This window comes from Richelia intracellularis HH01, from assembly GCF_000350105.1.
GTDB classification, from domain to species: domain Bacteria; phylum Cyanobacteriota; class Cyanobacteriia; order Cyanobacteriales; family Nostocaceae; genus Richelia; species Richelia intracellularis.
This window is the reverse complement of the sequence record NZ_CAIY01000027.1, coordinates 155,812-175,423: the sequence shown is the minus strand read 5'-3', so window position 1 is coordinate 175,423 and position 19,612 is coordinate 155,812. Positions and strand designations below refer to the sequence as shown.

Sequence of the window (19,612 nt, the reverse complement as noted above, 5' to 3'; positions counted from 1 at the left end):
AGATGATGGCTATAAAACAAGCCTATACCCATTCAGAAATTCAAGACTGGTTATGTTCTAATTTAGCATCAGCATTACAAGTAAAAATTGAAGAAATCGATATTCAACAACCTTTGGAAGAGTATGGCTTGGATTCGACCCAGGCAATGTTGTTGGTAACAAAAACCGAGAAAATATTGGGGTTTGAAATATCTCCTACACTGTTGTGGCATTATCCTAATATTGCCATGTTATCCCAACGTTTAGCAGAAGAGTCAGCAGAGATTAATGCAGGGATAATACATAATGGTCAAACCAAATCAATTATTCGAGAATCGACAGATCTAGATCTAAATGCAGAAATATTTCTAGAACCTACTATTGTCCCCCCTTCTCAATCCTCCCGATTTGCTGGAAAAGTCGATAATATCTTCTTAACAGGGGGAACAGGATTTTTAGGTGCTTTTATCATCTACGAATTGTTGCGGCAAACTAATGCAGACATCTACTGTTTGGTACGAGCAGATGATATTAATGCTGGAAAGCAAAAATTACAACTGAACTTAAAATCTTATGCATTGTGGGAAGAGAAATTTGAGTCGCGAATAATACCTGTATTAGGGGATTTATCCCTGCCCTACCTGGGAATTAGTCAAGAAGGCTTTGAGATGCTGGCAGCGAATATTGATACTATTTATCATAGTGGTGCTATGCTCAACTATGTTTATCCTTACTCTGCACTTAAAGCACCCAATGTCTTGGGAACTCAAGAGGTCCTAAGGATGGCAAGCCTATTCAAACTCAAAGCAGTACACTATATCTCTAGCGTTGCGGTGTTTGAGTCATCTGCATATGCTGGTAAAATTGTTAGGGAGAATGATGAATTCAAAAATTGGGAGGGCATATTTCTTGGTTATTCCCAAACCAAATGGGTGGCCGAAAAGCTTGTAAAATTGGCCGGTAGTCGTGGAATTCCTATTACTATTCATAGACCTCCTCTAATCGCAGGTGATAGTTGCACGGGTATGTGCAATACTAGTGATTTTATTAACTTATTTATAAAAGGTTGCATTCAAATGGGATGCTTCCCTGATGTGGATTATATATTAGATGCATCTCCAGTAGATTATGTTAGTAAGGCAATTGTTTATCTATCCCAGCAAGAAGAATTTATTGGTAAAGCTTCCCACTTACAACATCCTCAGCCTAAACCTCTCAGCCATCTGGTAGATTGGATTAATTCCATGGGTTTTCCAGTAGAGAAGATTCCTTACGAAGAATGGCAAGCAAGATTAATTAATAATCTATCTTCTCCTGACAATCCACTGTACACTTTACGCCCTTTCCTACTAGAAAGGTGGTCTGATGAGCAAATCACTATCCCTGATTTATACTTACAATCCAGAAGACCAAAAATAAGTTGTGAAGAGACATTAAATGCTCTCGCAGGTAGCGGGATTGTATGTCCTCCTTTGGATTCTGAATTGTTGATGACTTATTCTGCATTCTTGATTCAGAATGGTTTTTTAGGTGCAGCTTAATATTTTATTGTACTTTTACTATGATATGGGTAAAGTAACAAATACTTAGTGGTTTTATTTTAAAACTACTTAAGATATAACTTATTTTATCACATATTTGATTTCCATTTTGCTAACAGGTGAGATATACCCGGCTGTATTTTGAAAATAAATACAGCTTTTCGGTTTCAATTAACAGTATAAATTCACTATAAATAATGATGAATATATCAGCATTTTTTTTAATTATGCAGGCTGATTTTTGGGAAGGCTATTTGCATATTAATTTTCCATTATAAAAGTCTAACAAACCTTAATAAATGGAAAAATAAATAACATACTAAGAATATCTACTAGGTTTTAATAAGCAAACAAAATAAACAAAATCATGCAAGCCTCAGAATCCCGACTTTTACGATATTAAAAGTCGGGATTCTATACACAGAAATTAGACTAATTTAAGTCAATATCAACCCTCAACTGTTAATATTGCCAATATTTAATTTGCCAATCGAAACCATTCACTGCCATCGAAGCAACAAAATTATCACCTGGCTTGATTTCTATTAAATGCCAATTAGGACTATTGTTTAATTCTGCTGAGTCTTTCATCCCAATGTTAATCTCTATTTCCCTTAACTTGGATAAACCCACCCCAGTAGCTTTTAAGTAAGCTTCCTTACAAGTCCAATAACGGAAGAACATTTCTTGCTTTTGTTGTGGAGGGAGAGACTGAATTAAACTATATTCTGAAGGAGCAAAAAACTGCTTTGCAAGAGAAAGTAAGTCAGACATGGGGCGAATATACTCTAAATCTATACCTAAAGTACGATCGTAACTAACTACACATAATGCTAAACCCTGAGAATGAGATAAGTTAAAACTTAATTGCTTTTCACCATAAATATCTACTAACTTGGGTTTTCCCAATGGTTCATATTCAAACTGTACCTGATTAGATTCGATATCTAAATAATTAGCTAATATACTTCGTAAAAGGCCCCGGCCAGCAATAAAGCGATGTCTATGTAACTTTTGATAAAATCTATCTGCACGGGTAATTTCGTCTTCAGACAAGGTTCGACGTAAGTTTCGAAGTTCTGCTTCTGGCAAGTCGAGGTGAATTCGCCAAATGTGAACATCATCCGATAATAATGTCAAATCTGTTGGCACAGGTATCCATTTAGGATTAATAACAGTCATGATTTGGCTTGTTTTGTTGGCAAAAATATCGATTCTGGGTATCTGGATTGGAAGGGATATTTGGTAAGATAGATTTTCCTAAATCTACTTTATTTTTCCTCTCGTAATTATCCCTCCCAAAATATTTGTAAGGAATATGTTACAGTTGAAACTTTTTTTGAGGAAGGTAAATATTTTTTAATTTTTACTTGGATTACTAAGAAAAGAAAAGACCGCTATTTTTTTATCGATATTACTTTCTCACTGTTATTAGTATGTATATAACTGTGTGCAAAGAAACAAAAGGTAATATTTATATTAGTAAATCAATAATGTCTTGGACAAATAAAAAATAATTTTACCTTATAAGTATTATACAACTTTGTATTTTTTCTCTGGTAGTCTACTTGTCAGTATTTTTAAATTATTAAGACTATGCATAGTACTATTCAGGCTATAAGAAACAGAAAGATGATTGATTAGGATTTTGTTTTTTTAGATTCAAGATATTAGAGCAATGGAAAGACCAACATATTTTAGGAAATATTACAGATATAGAATAAGACTATCTAAATCCAAAAATAGGTGATTAAATGTCAGAATATATTGAACAGGGGTAAATGGTAAATATAGTTATTAATATTGGCACAGATAGTAAAATACTATCAAAATAACAAGAAAAATGTGCGCTAAAGGATAATCAATCATATAAAAATGAATCTATAAAAATAGAATTTCAGGCAATAATTAATTTATCCAAAATAGCTATATATTTTAATTACCTGTTCAAAATCTATTCAACAATTAGCTTTTCTGATAAAAATAGAAGTCATAATGCTTTATGGATAGGCTAATAAAAATTAGTAAAATATCAATAAATACTTGTATTATCTATTTGATATTTACATAACTAAGATAAAAGATCAGGATGGTTAAAAGTACATCTTCAAGGTAATAAATGGAAGTTGTTAATTTAATTTTCTGGCATAAATGATTGTGCCTAATTACTCTACAATAGGTAAGTTTATAATATAGAATTATTGTAGTACTTCAAGATATAATTAAAAATTAGCATTCAGAGAATTATCACTTCTTTATTCTTGCTTTTTATTTTTTTTCCAAGACCTTAACTCCTATTTTAAATAAATAATCCTTTCGATATAGTAGATATATAGACTTACTTCCATCATAATAGCTGCTAGAGCTATTTCCTAATATCTCTATTTTGAAGTCTAACTTCTATAATTACATTTATTTTTAAAATAATTATAAATAGCACTCATTAATGAGTGCTATTTATAATTATTACTTGTTATTATTATTTATCTACCAAATTCTTTAATAAAAGGCTAAGATTGTATGATTAGTTTAATTTAACTAATCTGTTGAAGTATAAATTGAATATGACCTAATAGGTATAAATCCAATAGTTCGGTATATTGGTTATGAAATCAAAAATACTTGTTTAGAAAGTTGAGATATCTCGATGCCAGTTGCAGCTAACTCAATTAAGTTTGGTACGGATGGTTGGCGTGGTGTAATAGCTGATGAGTTCACTTTTGAACGCTTGGCTGTAGTTGCACCAGTTGCTGCAAAAGTACTACTTAATACCTACGGAGAGCAAGTAGGCAACCGTAAAATTGTTGTCGGTTACGATCGCCGGTTTATGGCGGAAGACTTTGCTGCTAAAGTCTCTGAAGCTATTTCTGCAGCTGGGTTTGACGTCTTATTTAGCCAAACCTATGCCCCAACACCAGCCTTTAGTTGGGCTGCAAAACAAGAAAATGCTTTGGGGGCTTTGGTTATTACCGCTAGTCACAATCCAGGTAAATATTCTGGATTAAAAGTTAAGAGTGCCTTTGGTGGTTCAGTTCCTCCAGAAGTTACTCGGGAAATTGAAAGATCATTGAACGAAGAAATTCCTCAAGCGGAGGAGCCAGGCAAAATAGAATACTTTAATTCTTGGCATAATTATTGTGCAGAATTAGAGAGTAAGGTGGATATTGCCAAGATTCGTTCAGTTATTGCTTCTGGTAAGTTGACCCTGTTTGCAGATGTGATGCATGGTGCAGCCGCTGGTGGTTTGGAAAGACTTCTAGGAAAAGGAGTTAAAGAAATAAATAGTAATCGTGATCCAACTTTTGAAGGTGGTGCTCCAGAACCCCTGCCAAAGTATCTATCTTACTTTATCCAGACTATGAAGAATTATCAGCACGAGCAATCTACAGGGTTAACAGTGGGCTTGGTATTTGATGGGGATTGTGATCGTATTGCTGCTGTTGATGGAGATGCAAATTTTCTCAGTTCTCAAATATTAATCCCTATTTTAATTGATCACTTGACAAAAAGACGGAATTTTAGCGGGGAGGTAGTAAAAACTGTCAGCGGTTCTGACTTAATTCCCCGTGTTGCTGCATTAAATAATCTATCTGTATTTGAAACACCTGTGGGATACAAATATATTACCGATAGAATGTTAACCGCACAGGTGCTGTTGGGAGGTGAGGAATCAGGAGGAATTGGCTATGGAAACCATATTCCTGAAAGGGATGCATTATTATCAGCCTTATACATACTAGAAGCAGTTGTGGAGTCGGGTTTGAATTTGGGGGAATACTACCGCCAATTGCAGTTACAAACGGATTTTGTTTCCGCATATGATCGCATCGATTTACCCCTTGCAAGTATGGAAGTACGAGCCCGACTCTTAACGCAATTACAAACTTACCCATTAAACAACATTGCTGGTAAGCCAGTTATTGATTGTCAAATAATTGATGGTTATAAATTCCGTTTGCAAGATACAAGCTGGTTGATGATTCGCTTCAGTGGTACTGAACCTGTTTTACGGCTATACTGTGAAGCTCCTACCCTTGAGCAAGTACATGCAAACTTGGCTTGGGTAAAACAGTGGGCAGAGTAGAGACAGCCAAAAAGGATACGATCTGATAATGATTCAGCAGGATAGAGTTCATATTTAGCCCCACAAAAGGGGAGCAATACTAACCTCTCCTTTTGTGGGGCTAAATATGAACTTGTTTTGTGGGGCTAAATATGAACTTGTTGTCATAAAAAACATTGTAGAATTTGTTTTTTGAATATTCCGTAAAGGCAGTGATTAATTATGCCATGTAAACCCCTTCGTGCAGTTACTCAAATTTAAACTTGAACCCTTATCAATTTTAGAATTATACCCCCTTATTCTACATTCTTAATTTTTCTGCAGTATCCTTTCTTATTACCTAAGTTAGTGTATTGTCAGGGTTAGAATTTGAATACTTTAAAAGAACCATAATTTATATATCGCAACTTTTATGACAGTACTTGTTGTCGCTACTAGCAATTCAAGGAAATTCAAAGAAATACAAGCATATTTAGACGACCCCCGTTGGGAATTAATTCCGAAACCGCTAGGAATAGAGATAGAAGAAACAGGTAATACATTTATGGCAAATGCCCAGTTAAAAGCCTCTCAAGTGGCATTATCAATGGGAGAATGGGCAATTGCAGATGATTCTGGCTTAGTTGTAGATGCCCTCAATGGTCTACCAGGGATATATTCTGCTCGTTATGCCGAAACGGATAGCGCTCGTATTGAGCGTCTATTAGGAGAGTTAGAGAATCAAACCAATCGTCAAGCACAATTTGTTTGCACAATTGCGCTTGCTCGCCCAGATGGTGTAATTGCATTAAAATCAGAAGGGTTTTGTTCTGGAGAAATCCTCCACAGGCCTAGTGGTAAGGGTGGATTTGGCTACGACCCCATTTTTTACATTCCGGAAAAACTACTAACTTTTGCGGAAATGTCTCCTGAACTCAAAAGAGTTACAAGTCATCGGGGAAAGGCATTTACAGCTTTATTACCCCAATTGAATAAATTAAATGTCTATAATGAATCAAGACAATGAGGTAATATGAGTCAGGATGAATAATCTTATTATCCAGTATATAATTACATAGCCTCTATAATATTTTCCCCAGTACGTATTCTCACTACATTACTAACTGGGGATATAAAAATCCTGCCATCACCAATTTCACCGGTGCGTGCAGCAGCAATAATTTTTTCTACTACCATCTCTACTTGATTATCTTCTACTACTAGTTCTAATTTCAACTTTTGTAAAAACTCAATAGTATACTCAGAACCACGATACCTTTCTGTTTGTCCTTGTTGTCTACCAAATCCCCTAACCTCTGAAACATTCATACCAACAATACCAGCATTGACTAAAGCAATTTTGACTTCATCAAGCTTGAAAGGACGGATAATAGCTTCTACTTTTTTCATTTTTAACTCTTTGTTTCTACTAGTTTTGTCGATTTGTTTAAATAATTTCTCTGCCTGAAGTTTTTACTCTAATTTACCCAAAATTAATAACTTGCTTCTTCTTAAATGGCAAAAACTCTGGCTTTTTAGCAAAAAAATCCTCAGTATCATCAACTGCATTTATCACTATACTAATAGTGATAAATGCAGTTGACATTAAAACACCCTAACCACTTTCCCATAAAGGTTTCAGTATTGGCATTCGTATTGCCAAAAAATAGATGAATTATCGTTCAAACAGCAAGGTAATTACTCACAAGTATGTACTAAATATTACATCTGTGTTGATAATGAGATTTATACTAGCATCATGGGTATAGAACCAGCCAGTATTTTCCATCTAAGACTATAGTGGATAGACTAATACAGGAATTGTATGTTCTATTTTGAGTTCCATAAATCTCTTATCACAATAATTTCAAAGCCCCAAACTTTGGGTTGTTAATTATGGGATTGCCAGAACTCAAGTTATCATTATCAAAATGATTTATAAAGTAAATATCAAATATGTTATGTAAGTTTGGCTACAACTAGCCCAGTGAATTATCAATCATACTGAATAACAATGTAAATCATTCTGAACCCAACCTTATAAGACCTTGAGGAATATTTGTGAATTGCCTTTTCATTTTACTATTGGCCTAGTATAGTAGTGTGCATATTTTACGTTTTTATTATTGGCTAAATAATTTTTATAAACTATTAAAACTAAAAAATTTTGCTTATTTTTATATGTAACAGATAGTCAAAACTTTCCTGAGAGCAGTGCTTTTAGCAAAGTCACCCGCAGATTATAAGAGAAATGAGTATTTTCAATCCTTTGAAGAGAACAAAACACAGCCTAAGTATAACTTAATTCACTAATGAATCAGTAAATTTCACTAGTAACTCAGGGAAAGATAACTATACCGTAGTCAAATTCTATGGAGATTTAACTACAAGAGTAACTTTAATAGCTAAGATATCTAACTAGAAATTATTTATCTTTAGCATTGTTAATATAATATCGAGAAATATTTAGCCTTTTTGTAACTTGTTCACCATAAAAAACACCTAAGTAAAGCATAGAATAAAGGTTAATCACCCTTACCTACCTATGGTAAAACATATATATATCAAGACTCCTCTATTTTTATATATCTAACGATAGTTAATTTGGAATAGAGGTCTAACAATTATATATCCCGCGCTGAAACCTGCAATTACAATTAACAATACACAAAAAAACAAACGCCAATTACTAATAGTGTCATTTTTACTACTAGTTGAATAATGAGAAAACTTCTGATCCTCAACAGTTAATGGTTTTGAGGATAATACTGTTTTTCTGATTATAGGGGAAATAAAGTCAGAGGAATAGTCATATTCTTGGGGTTTAGCAGTAGGGATATTGTGTATTTTTTTGTTGGGGGTTTAGGAGATTTTTGGGTCGATGGTTTTTCTTGCCACTGTCTAGGAAAACTCTCTGGGTTATTTGAGCTTTTGTTTTGCTGATGAATATTAATCCGCTGTTGTAGTTGAAATCCCAACCGGATAACTTTATCTATTTCCTGTCGTAAAATCTTGTTCTCTTCAGTTATTTTATGATTTCTGATAATCAGGGCCTCTAATTTACCTTGAGTTGTTTGTAATTCTGCTACCAACTCTCGATAAATAGAGAGTGGGACAGAAGGAAAATAATGGTTATTGCTTGTCCTTGATGGCTGGCTATGTATGTTTTTTATAATAGTTCGCATTGCTATTATTCAGATATCTTTTTCATGTGTTGAGTCTTATTGCCAATATAAAAAGTCAGATTTCAGACTGGATCTACCAGAAAAGGATTGATATAATATCTTTCACTAATAATTTTCATCTAGTCAGAATATATCTCTATTATTTTTTGCCAGTCGATTTTAATTTAACTTTTTAGGCATCGAGTCTTCTCAATTTGTATTATAGTCATTATGATAATAACTTAGGGTTTAAGCTTAGATTTTACAACTACATTTACTTTTAGAACCCATTTGATGCTGCTATCAAATATATTCATACCTCATGTTTAATACTTAATTATGTGGAGATGCTACATCAGATTAGAGACATGTGAACAGTAATTTATTTTACTTTCTCCAGATACTTTGAGCCAGATATACATATGTTTCTTAATCATATTCTTCAAGTTTCAATGTAATTTGAATCGCAAAAGTTGGGAACTTTTTATATGTTTCGTTAGGTATTTGTTTTGAATAAGGGTATCATTTTATTATTAAAATAATTTGTTCCCGAAAATACCTGTATGATAGTTGCCTCCCTTATTTTTATCTAAAGTCGAGTAGTCAACCTTCAAAGGCTCTCCTATAAAATTCTGTCATTGGCCACATTAGTCAGTTTTGGTTTTATGCCCGCTGAATATTTAACATTATTTAGTAACTTATTATTCTCTTTGCATTTTCTGAAGACTATGCCAATTTGCTATATCTGGTATTTTTCGCTTCTTAATATTTCTTGACATTACATAATAGTTAGGGAAAAAGTTGACCTGTAGTATCTGATTTATTCACCAATATTAATCATTTTATTACACGGCCTTGAAGACAGACTGATTTACCTGTGATACTATTACTAATAAGTTTTTACTTTGTGTCAAATTTATTGCGATTTCAGTTGAGAGGGTATAAACCTTACTATAAAAAATACTTGTATTATCAATTTACCCGGTTTATAGTTCCTGGAGATGTGCTCTTTTAAACCAAATAATATTCAAACTCCAAAATTTGCCTTCTATTACTCTATCCTTAACTAGTATAGTTTTTGATACTAAACTCGGACTGATAATTTGAAAAGTTTTATCATACCCTCCAATAAGTAAATTTCTAGTCTATTTAGAATAGTCGCCTCATTAGTGAGAAATTTACTATAAAACTATTTAATCCTAGTAGCATAAATAAGTAGCTAATATTTCTATTTATATAGAATAATTAATATTTGTGGGTATTAGGTTACCGTGATTTGTGCAAACTCAATAATGATGTACTACTGGAAGAGTACCTTTGGCAGTTTACATGTAGTGTTTATTATATAGAATTTATTGAATTTATGAATTCAGTTATACTGGTATCCTGGGGCATCACAACCTATAAGTTAGTTTGTCCTACATAATCTACACTTGTCAACACTGGCTGTAAGTAAAACACCCGCTGCTTTACTTACATATTGATACTAGTTTTTGATTGATTTAAGGTATCAAGGAGTTATACCTTCCATACATATCATATAGGGGGGGTATTCGTAATCAATCCATCTTCCATATGGGTTATATAGTCGGCAAAAACTTTGATTCGAGGATCATGGGTGACTATTACTACGGTAGTCCCCCTTTGTTTTGCTAGTTCACATAATAGTTCGATAATAATTTGACCATTGTGAGAATCAAGAGCAGCCGTGGGTTCATCAGCCATAATGAGTTGGGGACTACCTGCCAGAGCGCGGGCAATGGCAATTCTTTGTTTTTGTCCTCCTGATAGGTTGCGAGGCAGGGTGTCTGCTTTAATAGCTAAACCAACCTTTGTTAATAAATCGAGGGATTCTTGCCGTGCTTTTCTACCTCTAATCCCTTTAAGACTTAAAGCAACTTCTATATTTTCTGCTGCAGTTAAAGCAGGGAAAAGATTAAAACCCTGAAATATGAACCCTACGTTTTCCAAGCGAAATTTTGATAAATTTCCACTTGACATTTTAGTAATATCTTGACCTAGTAAATGAACAACACCACTTGTAGGAGTTAATATTCCGGCTAAAATAGATAGCAAAGTAGTTTTGCCAGAACCTGACGGTCCCATTAATAGTTGAATTCCACCCAAAGGAACACTCAAGTCAATATCCTTCAGTGCCACAAAACTCGCAGAACCAGATTTGTACGTCATTTGAATATTACTGGCTGCAATGGCAAACTTTTTCACTGTAGTTAATTGATCATTAGAATAATAAGCTTTTCATCTGTAACTTTGAGAACTACCTGTAATTCTAACTTGAGAAGTAATGATTATATTTATTTATGTACTTTACTGTTTATTTACTTGATTTGAATATGTGGTTATGTTCTCGTAGGAATTTTGCCTTACACTACTGCGAAGAGAATTCCATGGGATAGATTATTGACATGTGGGAAGTTTGTAAGTAAGTAATTAGAGATCAGCTATGGCCTACAAATTGATATTTAAATTCAATTCAGTATTGCTTTTATAGCATATATTATGATGTTTTATTTTTGCCAAGAATGTTTAATCAAGCTGACTTTGCCTATAATTACTGATGATAAAAAATCATATCAATGATAACCGAAAAGTTATATATAAATAATAATAATCTTTATCTTGCCTATTTTTGATTTAACTTTTTAACATAAATTACATAACATTTAGATGGATTAAATAATTATTTTTGTGGAAATCCGACTAAGCTTTAAATACAATTGCCGGATCCACAAGATTCACTTTTTGGATAGCAAAAATGGCTGAGCTTAAACACATAAATAAAGTAATACCAAAAACCCCTACAGCTGTAATTGGTGTGATTAGTATAACTATGCCTTGTGTTGCTGATGTCCATGTTCCCAAGCCCCAGCAGGCCAATATTCCAGGAATATAGCCAATCCCAGCCATCCATAAAGCTTGTTCAAAGATAATACTATATATTACATAATTGGATGCTCCCATTGCTTTCAGGGTCCCAAACTCCCTAATATGATCAGAGACTGAAGAGTAAAGAATCTGACCCACAATCACAATGCCAACGATAATGCCCACGACTGCTCCTAAACCGAGTATAAATCCTATCCCTGTTCTTCTTTCCCAAAAATTGCGTATTTTTTCTATCATTTCTGTTCTGGTATAAATACTGGTTTGAGGTACTACTTTCTGTAATCTCTGTTTCAATTGTTTTAAGTCCTCACCCGGTTTTGCCTTAACCAAAACAAAAGAAATGGGAGTATTAAGTACAATAGGTTGGTGTTTAACTGTATTAGATTTCTTTAGCTGGTCTGTTATTGGAGTAGAATTAACTTTCTTGTATATATTAACGCATAGAAATTCTTCAGCTTCCCATTTGCAATTTACACTGGAGGTTATGCGAGAGTTAATCAAGGCATTAGCAGTTTCGAGTGAGGAAAATACAAACGAGCCTGAAACTGCGGATTGAGAATCTTGAGTAATTCCAATTATTTTAGCGGATAATGAACCTAGTCTTGCATGGTCGCCAATTTTTTTAATATTCAAGGGCCTCAATTTACTTTGATCAACAATCAAAGTGTAAGGTTCTTTTAGGTCTTTTACGGAGCCCTCAATGACTTTACCAGGAAATAGTAATTCCTTAGCAGGATTAAATCCAAAGACCTTGACTACTGTTATTTCACTAGCAGAAACCAGCCATCTTGCAGAACCAATAATCAGAGCATCTGTTTTTTCTACACCCTTTACTTCACTAGCTTTGACCACATTTTCAAACAAAATTGGTTCAGTTAACTCTAGATGTACCATGCGTCGGGAAGTAATCCAAATATCTGCTGGGGAATCTGTAACTAATGAAATTGTAGAATGAATTACCCCCTGAAATATGCCCGTCTGAATTGTTACCAGACTGACTGCAAACATGATACCTGCTTGGGCAACCAAAAAACGGGGAATATCTTCTAAAAGATTTTTACGAGCAATAGACACCATTCAAACCAGTTGGGAATTATAAACACTTAGATTAGGTTACACATAGTACAAGTTTCCTAAGAGAAGGAAATAAGTAATAGCCACTTACCATATATTCTATGTATAGAGTATCAAAACTTCTAGCTTTATGCCCTATTATTAAGTGGTAACCATTAAACTTTGACAAGAAAATATTACAACCAAAGATGAGGATATTTTCTTTAAATTGTTAGCTGTTTTAAGTCAGGGGTCTGAAAACAGAAAATATAGTCTATAGGCAATAGTGTCTTTGGTATACATTGGTTAGTATATTAACATTTATACATTTTCAGGAAGTTTGCATAAAGCATGGTGTTGATTTTCTATATCCATTGAATGAATTATTAACTTTTGACTTTATTAATTTTGATTTTAATCATCCTAGTTTAAAAAAGTTAGTATCCTAATTCTATTAAGAATTAGTCTTAGTGAAGAGCAAATGAAAAATTTAGTACTACCAACACTTACTAGTATAGGTAAAATCAGAAAAGCCAGTTTTGTCCGTAGAACTAGGAAAGTAAGCTTTTTTCAGGAAAAATTTTTGTATTCACTACTCTATGCTTATCAGGGAACTGAACTGGGGAAAAAGTATGGACTGGGGGATATTAAAAATATTGATCAGTTCCGCCAGAGGTTACCAGTACAATCCTACAGGAATTATGAAACCTACATTGAGAAAATAGCTAAAGGGGAGCCTAACATTCTCACACCAGATCCAGTGGTATATCTCAATCTTACCAGTGGTTCTACAGGAAAGCAGAAATTAATTCCCGTTACTAAGCGATCACGTCAAGTTCTCAATCATACAAATCAAGTGGGTATTGGCTTTATCACAGAAGCAGCACACAAATGCAATTTACCCATAGGTAAATTGCTACTTACAAGTTCAGTAAAGCTGATTGGTAGTAGCAGTGGAGGTATTCCATTTGGTCACATCAGTGCAGGTGATTTGCGCTTAAATAAAATGCTCTACCAACAACTCTTTGCCCATCCCTACGAAACCCTACTACCAATAGAGCCAAGAACTCGTTACTATGTGTGTCTGCTGTTTGCCTTAAGAAATTGCAATATGCGTATAATTGGGGCAAATTTTCCCATATTAGGCTTACAATTGGCTAATTATCTTAACTCTCATGCAGAAGAGTTAATTCACAACTTGAAAACTGGAAAGATTGCACCATGGCTACAATTAGAACCAAATTTAAGGGTAAAGCTACAACGACAATTTTCTCCATTACCCCAACGAGCAATGCGATTAGAACAGATCCTAAAAAGTGAAGGGAAACTGACACCCCAGTTAGCATGGCCGAACCTTTCTTTTATAATTACGGCCCGTGGTGGCACTTCCAATTTTTATTTTGAACGTTTTCCTGACTACTTTGGTGATATACCAATATTTGGTGGTATTTATGCATCATCAGAAGCTACGTTCGGCATTTATCATGAATTTAATAATGACGGCGTAATTTTAGCAATTGATAGCGGATTTTTTGAATTTATTCCCCCAGAACAATGGAATATAGAAGATCCCAAAACTCTATTGCCTCAAGAACTTCAGGTTGGTCAACATTACCGAATTTTGGTAACCAACTATAGTGGTCTATACCGCTATGATATTGGCGATGTGATAGAAGTTGTTGGTTTTTTTAATCAAACACCATTAATTAGTTTCCGCCACCGGGTAGGAGGCTTATTATCTTCTACTACTGAAAAAACTAGTGAATTTCATGCCATCCAAGTAATGCAACAATTACAGAAGGAATTTAATTTACCCCTGGAAAATTTTTGCATCACCCTCTCAGAGCATGAATTACCAGCCCATTATTTGTTAAATATTGAGCTAATTCCTGGTTCTGAAATTAGGGACCCAGAAAGATTTTTAGCTGAGTTTGATAATAAGCTGCAGCAAGCAAATATATCCTATCAAGACAAAAGAAAAAATAATATCGTACCACCTCCTAGACTGCGTATCGTCGCACATGGTAGTTTTGCTAAAATACGACAAAGATCTCTCAAGAGAGGTATTTCTGATTCGCAGTTCAAATTCGCTCATGTTAGTGAAGATAGGAAAATGTTGAGTGGAATTCTTATACAACAAGAAGTAAGATTACCTGGGGATTGCCAGTTCACAACTTAAAATAATCATTAATAAATAGCTTGCCTAAATTTATATGGGATTGTGTAAATGCTATCTAAAGATAGTGATTTATTAACAAAAAAGTATTTACCGAATCAGTTAGATAAAAGCTATTCACAATTTATCAACAAATATGATTTATTTATATTAATTAGGACTATTTGATGGCTGAACTGGAATTCATGTGGGGAATCATAACTATATGATACTGGATGGCCTTTTCCAAAATTTTTTGAATAAAAATATGTATTTGGGTAAATTTAGCTCGAAGAATACACCAATTTTACTTTGTACAGTGCTAAATAGACATAAACCAAATATCTGGGTATAAAATTATCCTACAACGACTCCCCAAAAAATATCTCATTTGTACTATAGTTGGTGGTTCGTGTCTTCATTTCTTCATTTATAGTTTATATCTATTAATAACAATTAGACTCTGTTTCATACCATAAATATTAAATGTATATTTTCCTTCCGTTCCTTATAGATTGAAAGTAATCATGAATACAAAAAATCATTTTTATTCATGATTGGTAAGATAGAGTAAATTACTCGGGTGAAAGGGCAATTTGTCAATCTAAAAAACTTAGTATATGAGATTTTATCAAGAGTTTTATGCATCTGATAGGTTTTATTATTTATTTAGCAAATCTATTGGCATTGTCTCAACTCAAAGAATAATTAGCTACAATAGGGTGGTTTAGAAATTAAGCCAGATGAAGAAATGATAAGAGTTAAGTGGGCATTGAACTAAGAGTAAATGATACAAGCAATAACTAAGTCAAACTAGAAAGTCTTGTGTCAATACCAATTACTGCTCATAAAAAACAAGTACCCTATATTTTGACGCAGTTTCTTGTACAAGGAAGAGATAAACCCTGATTATGGAATCTGCTATACGAATTATTTATCGCTTCGTGTTAAGTCGGATTTTAGGTAACATTTAGTCTAATGATAATTTTTATTTTATGTCAATGTTGGCTAAGCTATGATTTAATGCATGAATTAGTTACAGGCTGTAGAATACAGAACCTAAGTTGGACTATCTTGAAGAACTAATTAATCCTTTGGATAAGTTCGAGTAAATCATAACTGACATACTTGACCTTCCTAAGTAGAACCTCCAAACAGTATGAAAATTTAGAATTTAGTCAATCACATCATGTAATTTTCAACATGCTCCTGTCACATTGAAACCCTATATTAGGTTACATATAGTTTATGAAATCAGGCTACTTAGTTATATAGGTATTAAAATAATTACATTTGCTGGGTTGTGGGAGTTCAATTTATTGATATCCTGAAACCAGTATAAAATTACGGGTTTTTAGTTTAAGATCTTATATATTTCCTAAATGTTTCAACTTTTAGCAGTATAGAAAACATTGTATGTAAGTAATATAGTAATCAACACAGGGCTAGAATAGACTAGTTCACAATCATAAAACTATTACCTATTCCCCCCCTGATAAGATATATTTTCCTAATGAAAGGTTTACTAAATTCAATCATCAAAAATCTTGAAGGTTATGCAATTAAAAGCTCTTGGCTAGAAAAATTAGTCAGCAGATACTCCTTAGTGGGAGACTCAGTTTTTTTTGAAAATGAGCAATTTCCTTGGGCTGAAGATTTAGAAGCAAACTGGATTGTAATTCGCAAGGAATTAGAAGAAGTACTGCAAAATGTGGACGATTTACCTAACTTCCAGGATATTGTCAAGAGACAATCTCGTATTGCCAAGGATAATCTCTGGAAAACATACTTCTTCTATGCCTTTGGTTTCAAGGTTAAAAAGAATTGTGATTACTGTCCTAAAACCACTAAACTTCTGGAAAAAATACCGGGAATGAAGGTAGCATTTTTCTCCATCCTTGCTCCTGGGAAGCATATTCCCGAACATAGGGGGAAACACAAGGGTATCATCCGCTATCATTTAGGACTAATAGTTCCCAAGCCAAAAGTTAATTGTTGGATTCGGATTGCAGATCAAGTAGCTTATTGGGAAGAAGGGAAAAGTTTGATTTTCGATGATACCTTCTACCATGAAGTTGTGAACGATACTGATGGTTATCGCGTGGTGCTATTTTTAGATGTTGCCCGACCTTTAGGATTTCCAATATCTATGGTCAACTGGCTTGTCAATAGATTAATTGCTGCATCACCCATGATTCAGGAAGCACAGAAGAATCACGAACATTGGGAAAGGAAAATAGCAAATAGGATTGAAAAAGAAGCAGGGGAAAATCTTAAGTAAAAACTTTATGAATCACTCCTCCCCGCATGGGTTACTGTTAGTTATTCAGTAATATTGATTCAACCCTTTTATACTTACAAGAGGAAAGTATCTCAGGCAGTATATTTAGCTACTGGGGTAGGTATTATGGGGAAGCTTTTTTGCCCATACTGGGTATTTGTGATAGACCTTAAATTTTTCCAGATACTAATTGAAACTTGCTAGCCTTATCTTGACATCTTACAATAAGAATATTGCTGGTAATTAAAAATTACATTATATTAACTTCATAAGAAACATAATAGAATGACAAAAAACTCTTTTAACAATAAGAGCTTCCTATAATCACAGCTTCCAGCTTAGTAGTCTGATATTTTTATTTCTCTAAGACTTATAAAATTATAGATTACCATTGCACTTTTATCAATTAGCCATTGTAGTTTGACTGGCTTGACTTTATTTTTACCTATATGCTCATTCTTTTCATAAATATTCACCAAGTCAAAGTCAGTAGTATTAATGACCTAAATTCTTAATTATTATTATCACCTAACTAAATCTCAGGAGATTATCTTATTTAGAAATATATGATATTAACCATATCTCCTTAGTTTTATTTGTAGTAAATATTTTTCTAGTTATTGATAATATAAGGATTGGTAGGTACACTTTGAATGAAAGTAAAAAACAATTAAATATACCAGAAAATAACAGAAATAATATTTTTATATGAATATTATTTGGGTTTATATTTTTCGACCAAATTACTTGTTTTAGAAGTTGGTAATACTCCTAATCTCATAAATTTATTATGTTGGCAAAGTTACTGCAAGCACTGATGAGACTATTAGTCTCATCAGTGCTTGCAGTAACTAAATTCAAAAGAACACATTGAGTTGAGCCTCTTCATATTTTACTTCTATTATTCTCGCTTACTTAATAATCAATTCGAAGTTCACTTTAGGAAAAATTCTCACAGTAACTATAATCGCAAATTCGTGAGGTTATTTTACATAGTTATCCGATTTAGAAAGAAACCTGTATAAAATTTTTTTGGTCGATATGCACCCACAATCGAAGGTAAAGTAGCAGCATTTATAGTCGATGCTTCTCTTAGTAGTATTTATATATATAAAGTTTAGATATATATTTTAACTAGCTTTCTAACTGCATAACAGAATAAAACCTATTGTGACTGCTAACATAGCTATTATTCGCAAGCACGAGGTTTATTTCTACAATCATAGCCCATTTAAATTCTGAAATTGCCATTGGTCAAATTAGTCTGTTAACAATTTTTATAAGGAGCTGTTTACTTATTCGAAGGTTTAAGGATCTTTACACTATAGAAATATATTTATATTTGGCCAAGTAATTATTTTTTGAATATCACTAATCGATGGATTACTACCTTATCAATGAAATATAATTAGGTTTTATCTACTATGCTGTATACTTCTGAGTATAAATATAAAAAACTCCAATAAGGCTCCTTTCATTTTTATTAAATAAGTCCCTCTTTAGTTTCGCAATATTTTCAACCACCTGCCTTATAAGATTTATTTACGCTGGCTTATGAGTCATGATGCATCAATGTTAAATAACACGTTGCGAATATCTCCAATAATTAACTTGCCACTTTACTTTATGATTTGTTACCTTCAGCTAATTAGTGGGTATTTGAGTTTTTCCATAAAAATACCCCTGAGTTTGACTGATTATTTACTCAAGTTTTGGGTTAGTCCTGCTGTCAATTTATTCAACCAACTACCAGCAGCAGTTTCCAGACTTACAGGCCAAAATTGTGTCGCAATGACTTGTTAAGGGTTTTAAAAATAAACTCGTTGAAAAATAAGTATTTTCTTTGTGGCTTTAGGGAAATCTATACTTTTATTATTGCTTTCATATGAGTAATACTAGATATAACTGATGAAGAATACATCATTATTATTAAAATGGGACCGCCAGAAGACTAATCACAGCTGTAAGTGTGCAGTTGCTCTAGGTAGTAATTTGGGCGACTCCCTAGGTATTTTGGAAGGAGCTTTAAGTCAATTGTCTCATATATCTGGAATCAGGGTAAAATCGCATTCTAGTTGGTATAAAACTAAAGCAGTTGGTCCTTCCCAACCAGATTACTTTAATGCATGTGCTCTATTAGAAGTGGAGATTGCACCACGATTATTATTAAAGAAACTATTGTTCGTTGAGAATCAATTTGGTCGGAAGCGCCAAGAGCATTGGGGACCCAGAACATTAGATTTAGATTTGTTGCTTTATGAAGATTTGATTTTAGATACTCCAACTCTGCAAATTCCCCATCCTCGGATGATTGATCGTTCTTTTGTTTTAGTACCTCTATCAGAAATAGCGCCAAATTGGATAGAACCAATCTCTGGATGTACGATTCAATACTTACTTCATGATGTTGAGTGTGGTGACGTACATCTTGTAAAAATGGTAAAAAATAAAGGTGAAGGTATATATAATCCCTACCAGTCAAAAAGGTAG

General features: G+C 33.5%; 13 protein-coding genes. 7 read left to right on the top strand and 6 right to left on the bottom strand.

Annotation, left to right across the window (positions count from 1 at the left end):
- Window positions 1-2 precede the first annotated feature (2 nt).
- A complete protein-coding gene (locus RINTHH_RS02400; RefSeq protein WP_008232470.1) occupies window positions 3-1,520 on the top strand; it encodes a thioester reductase domain-containing protein in 1,518 nt (505 codons plus the stop codon).
- Between the two features lie 462 nt (window positions 1,521-1,982).
- Here RINTHH_RS02400 and hetI read toward each other — a convergent pair whose 3' ends face one another.
- Window positions 1,983-2,702 (bottom strand): 4'-phosphopantetheinyl transferase HetI, encoded by a 720-nt coding sequence (gene hetI, locus RINTHH_RS02395; RefSeq protein WP_008232468.1) that lies wholly within the window; start codon window positions 2,700-2,702, stop codon window positions 1,983-1,985.
- A 1,465-nt stretch (window positions 2,703-4,167) separates the two neighbouring features.
- Between hetI and RINTHH_RS02390 the strand changes: the two genes are divergently transcribed.
- A complete protein-coding gene (locus RINTHH_RS02390) occupies window positions 4,168-5,604 on the top strand; it encodes a phosphoglucomutase/phosphomannomutase family protein (RefSeq protein ID WP_008232467.1) in 1,437 nt (478 codons plus the stop codon).
- Between the two features lie 391 nt (window positions 5,605-5,995).
- Window positions 5,996-6,589, top strand: a complete 594-nt coding sequence (gene rdgB / locus RINTHH_RS02385; protein ID WP_008232466.1) for an RdgB/HAM1 family non-canonical purine NTP pyrophosphatase — start codon at window positions 5,996-5,998, stop codon at window positions 6,587-6,589.
- Between the two features lie 44 nt (window positions 6,590-6,633).
- On the opposite strand, the gene RINTHH_RS02380 is transcribed toward rdgB, so the two are convergent.
- The 5 genes from RINTHH_RS02380 to RINTHH_RS02365 all read right to left on the bottom strand — a co-directional run bounded on the left by RINTHH_RS02380 (window position 6,634) and on the right by RINTHH_RS02365 (window position 12,710).
- The gene (locus tag RINTHH_RS02380; protein ID WP_044304419.1) at window positions 6,634-6,972 is read right to left on the bottom strand and encodes a P-II family nitrogen regulator; all 339 of its coding nucleotides are present in this window, start codon (window positions 6,970-6,972) and stop codon (window positions 6,634-6,636) included.
- Window positions 6,973-7,045: 73 nt separating this feature from the next.
- Window positions 7,046-7,168 (bottom strand): hypothetical protein, encoded by a 123-nt coding sequence (locus RINTHH_RS11330; protein WP_008232464.1) that lies wholly within the window; start codon window positions 7,166-7,168, stop codon window positions 7,046-7,048.
- Window positions 7,169-8,342: 1,174 nt separating this feature from the next.
- Window positions 8,343-8,747 (bottom strand): hypothetical protein, encoded by a 405-nt coding sequence (locus RINTHH_RS02375; protein ID WP_052312022.1) that lies wholly within the window; start codon window positions 8,745-8,747, stop codon window positions 8,343-8,345.
- Window positions 8,748-10,262: 1,515 nt separating this feature from the next.
- A complete protein-coding gene (locus RINTHH_RS02370) occupies window positions 10,263-10,916 on the bottom strand; it encodes an ABC transporter ATP-binding protein (protein ID WP_081606218.1) in 654 nt (217 codons plus the stop codon).
- A gap of 531 nt (window positions 10,917-11,447) precedes the next feature.
- Window positions 11,448-12,710, bottom strand: a complete 1,263-nt coding sequence (locus RINTHH_RS02365) for an FtsX-like permease family protein (protein WP_008232458.1) — start codon at window positions 12,708-12,710, stop codon at window positions 11,448-11,450.
- A gap of 457 nt (window positions 12,711-13,167) precedes the next feature.
- On the opposite strand from RINTHH_RS02365, the gene RINTHH_RS02360 reads away from it, so the two are divergent.
- The 4 genes from RINTHH_RS02360 to folK all read left to right on the top strand — a co-directional run bounded on the left by RINTHH_RS02360 (window position 13,168) and on the right by folK (window position 19,612).
- Entirely contained in the window at window positions 13,168-14,865 is a 1,698-nt protein-coding gene (locus tag RINTHH_RS02360) for a GH3 auxin-responsive promoter family protein (RefSeq protein ID WP_008232456.1), read from the top strand.
- Window positions 14,866-16,447: 1,582 nt separating this feature from the next.
- Window positions 16,448-17,122 (top strand): aspartyl/asparaginyl beta-hydroxylase domain-containing protein, encoded by a 675-nt coding sequence (locus RINTHH_RS02355; RefSeq protein WP_231291144.1) that lies wholly within the window; start codon window positions 16,448-16,450, stop codon window positions 17,120-17,122.
- Between the two features lie 1,554 nt (window positions 17,123-18,676).
- The gene (locus tag RINTHH_RS10645) at window positions 18,677-18,925 is read left to right on the top strand and encodes a hypothetical protein (protein ID WP_155943887.1); all 249 of its coding nucleotides are present in this window, start codon (window positions 18,677-18,679) and stop codon (window positions 18,923-18,925) included.
- 105 nt (window positions 18,926-19,030) lie between these two features.
- Entirely contained in the window at window positions 19,031-19,612 is a 582-nt protein-coding gene (gene folK / locus RINTHH_RS02350) for a 2-amino-4-hydroxy-6-hydroxymethyldihydropteridine diphosphokinase (protein ID WP_008232450.1), read from the top strand.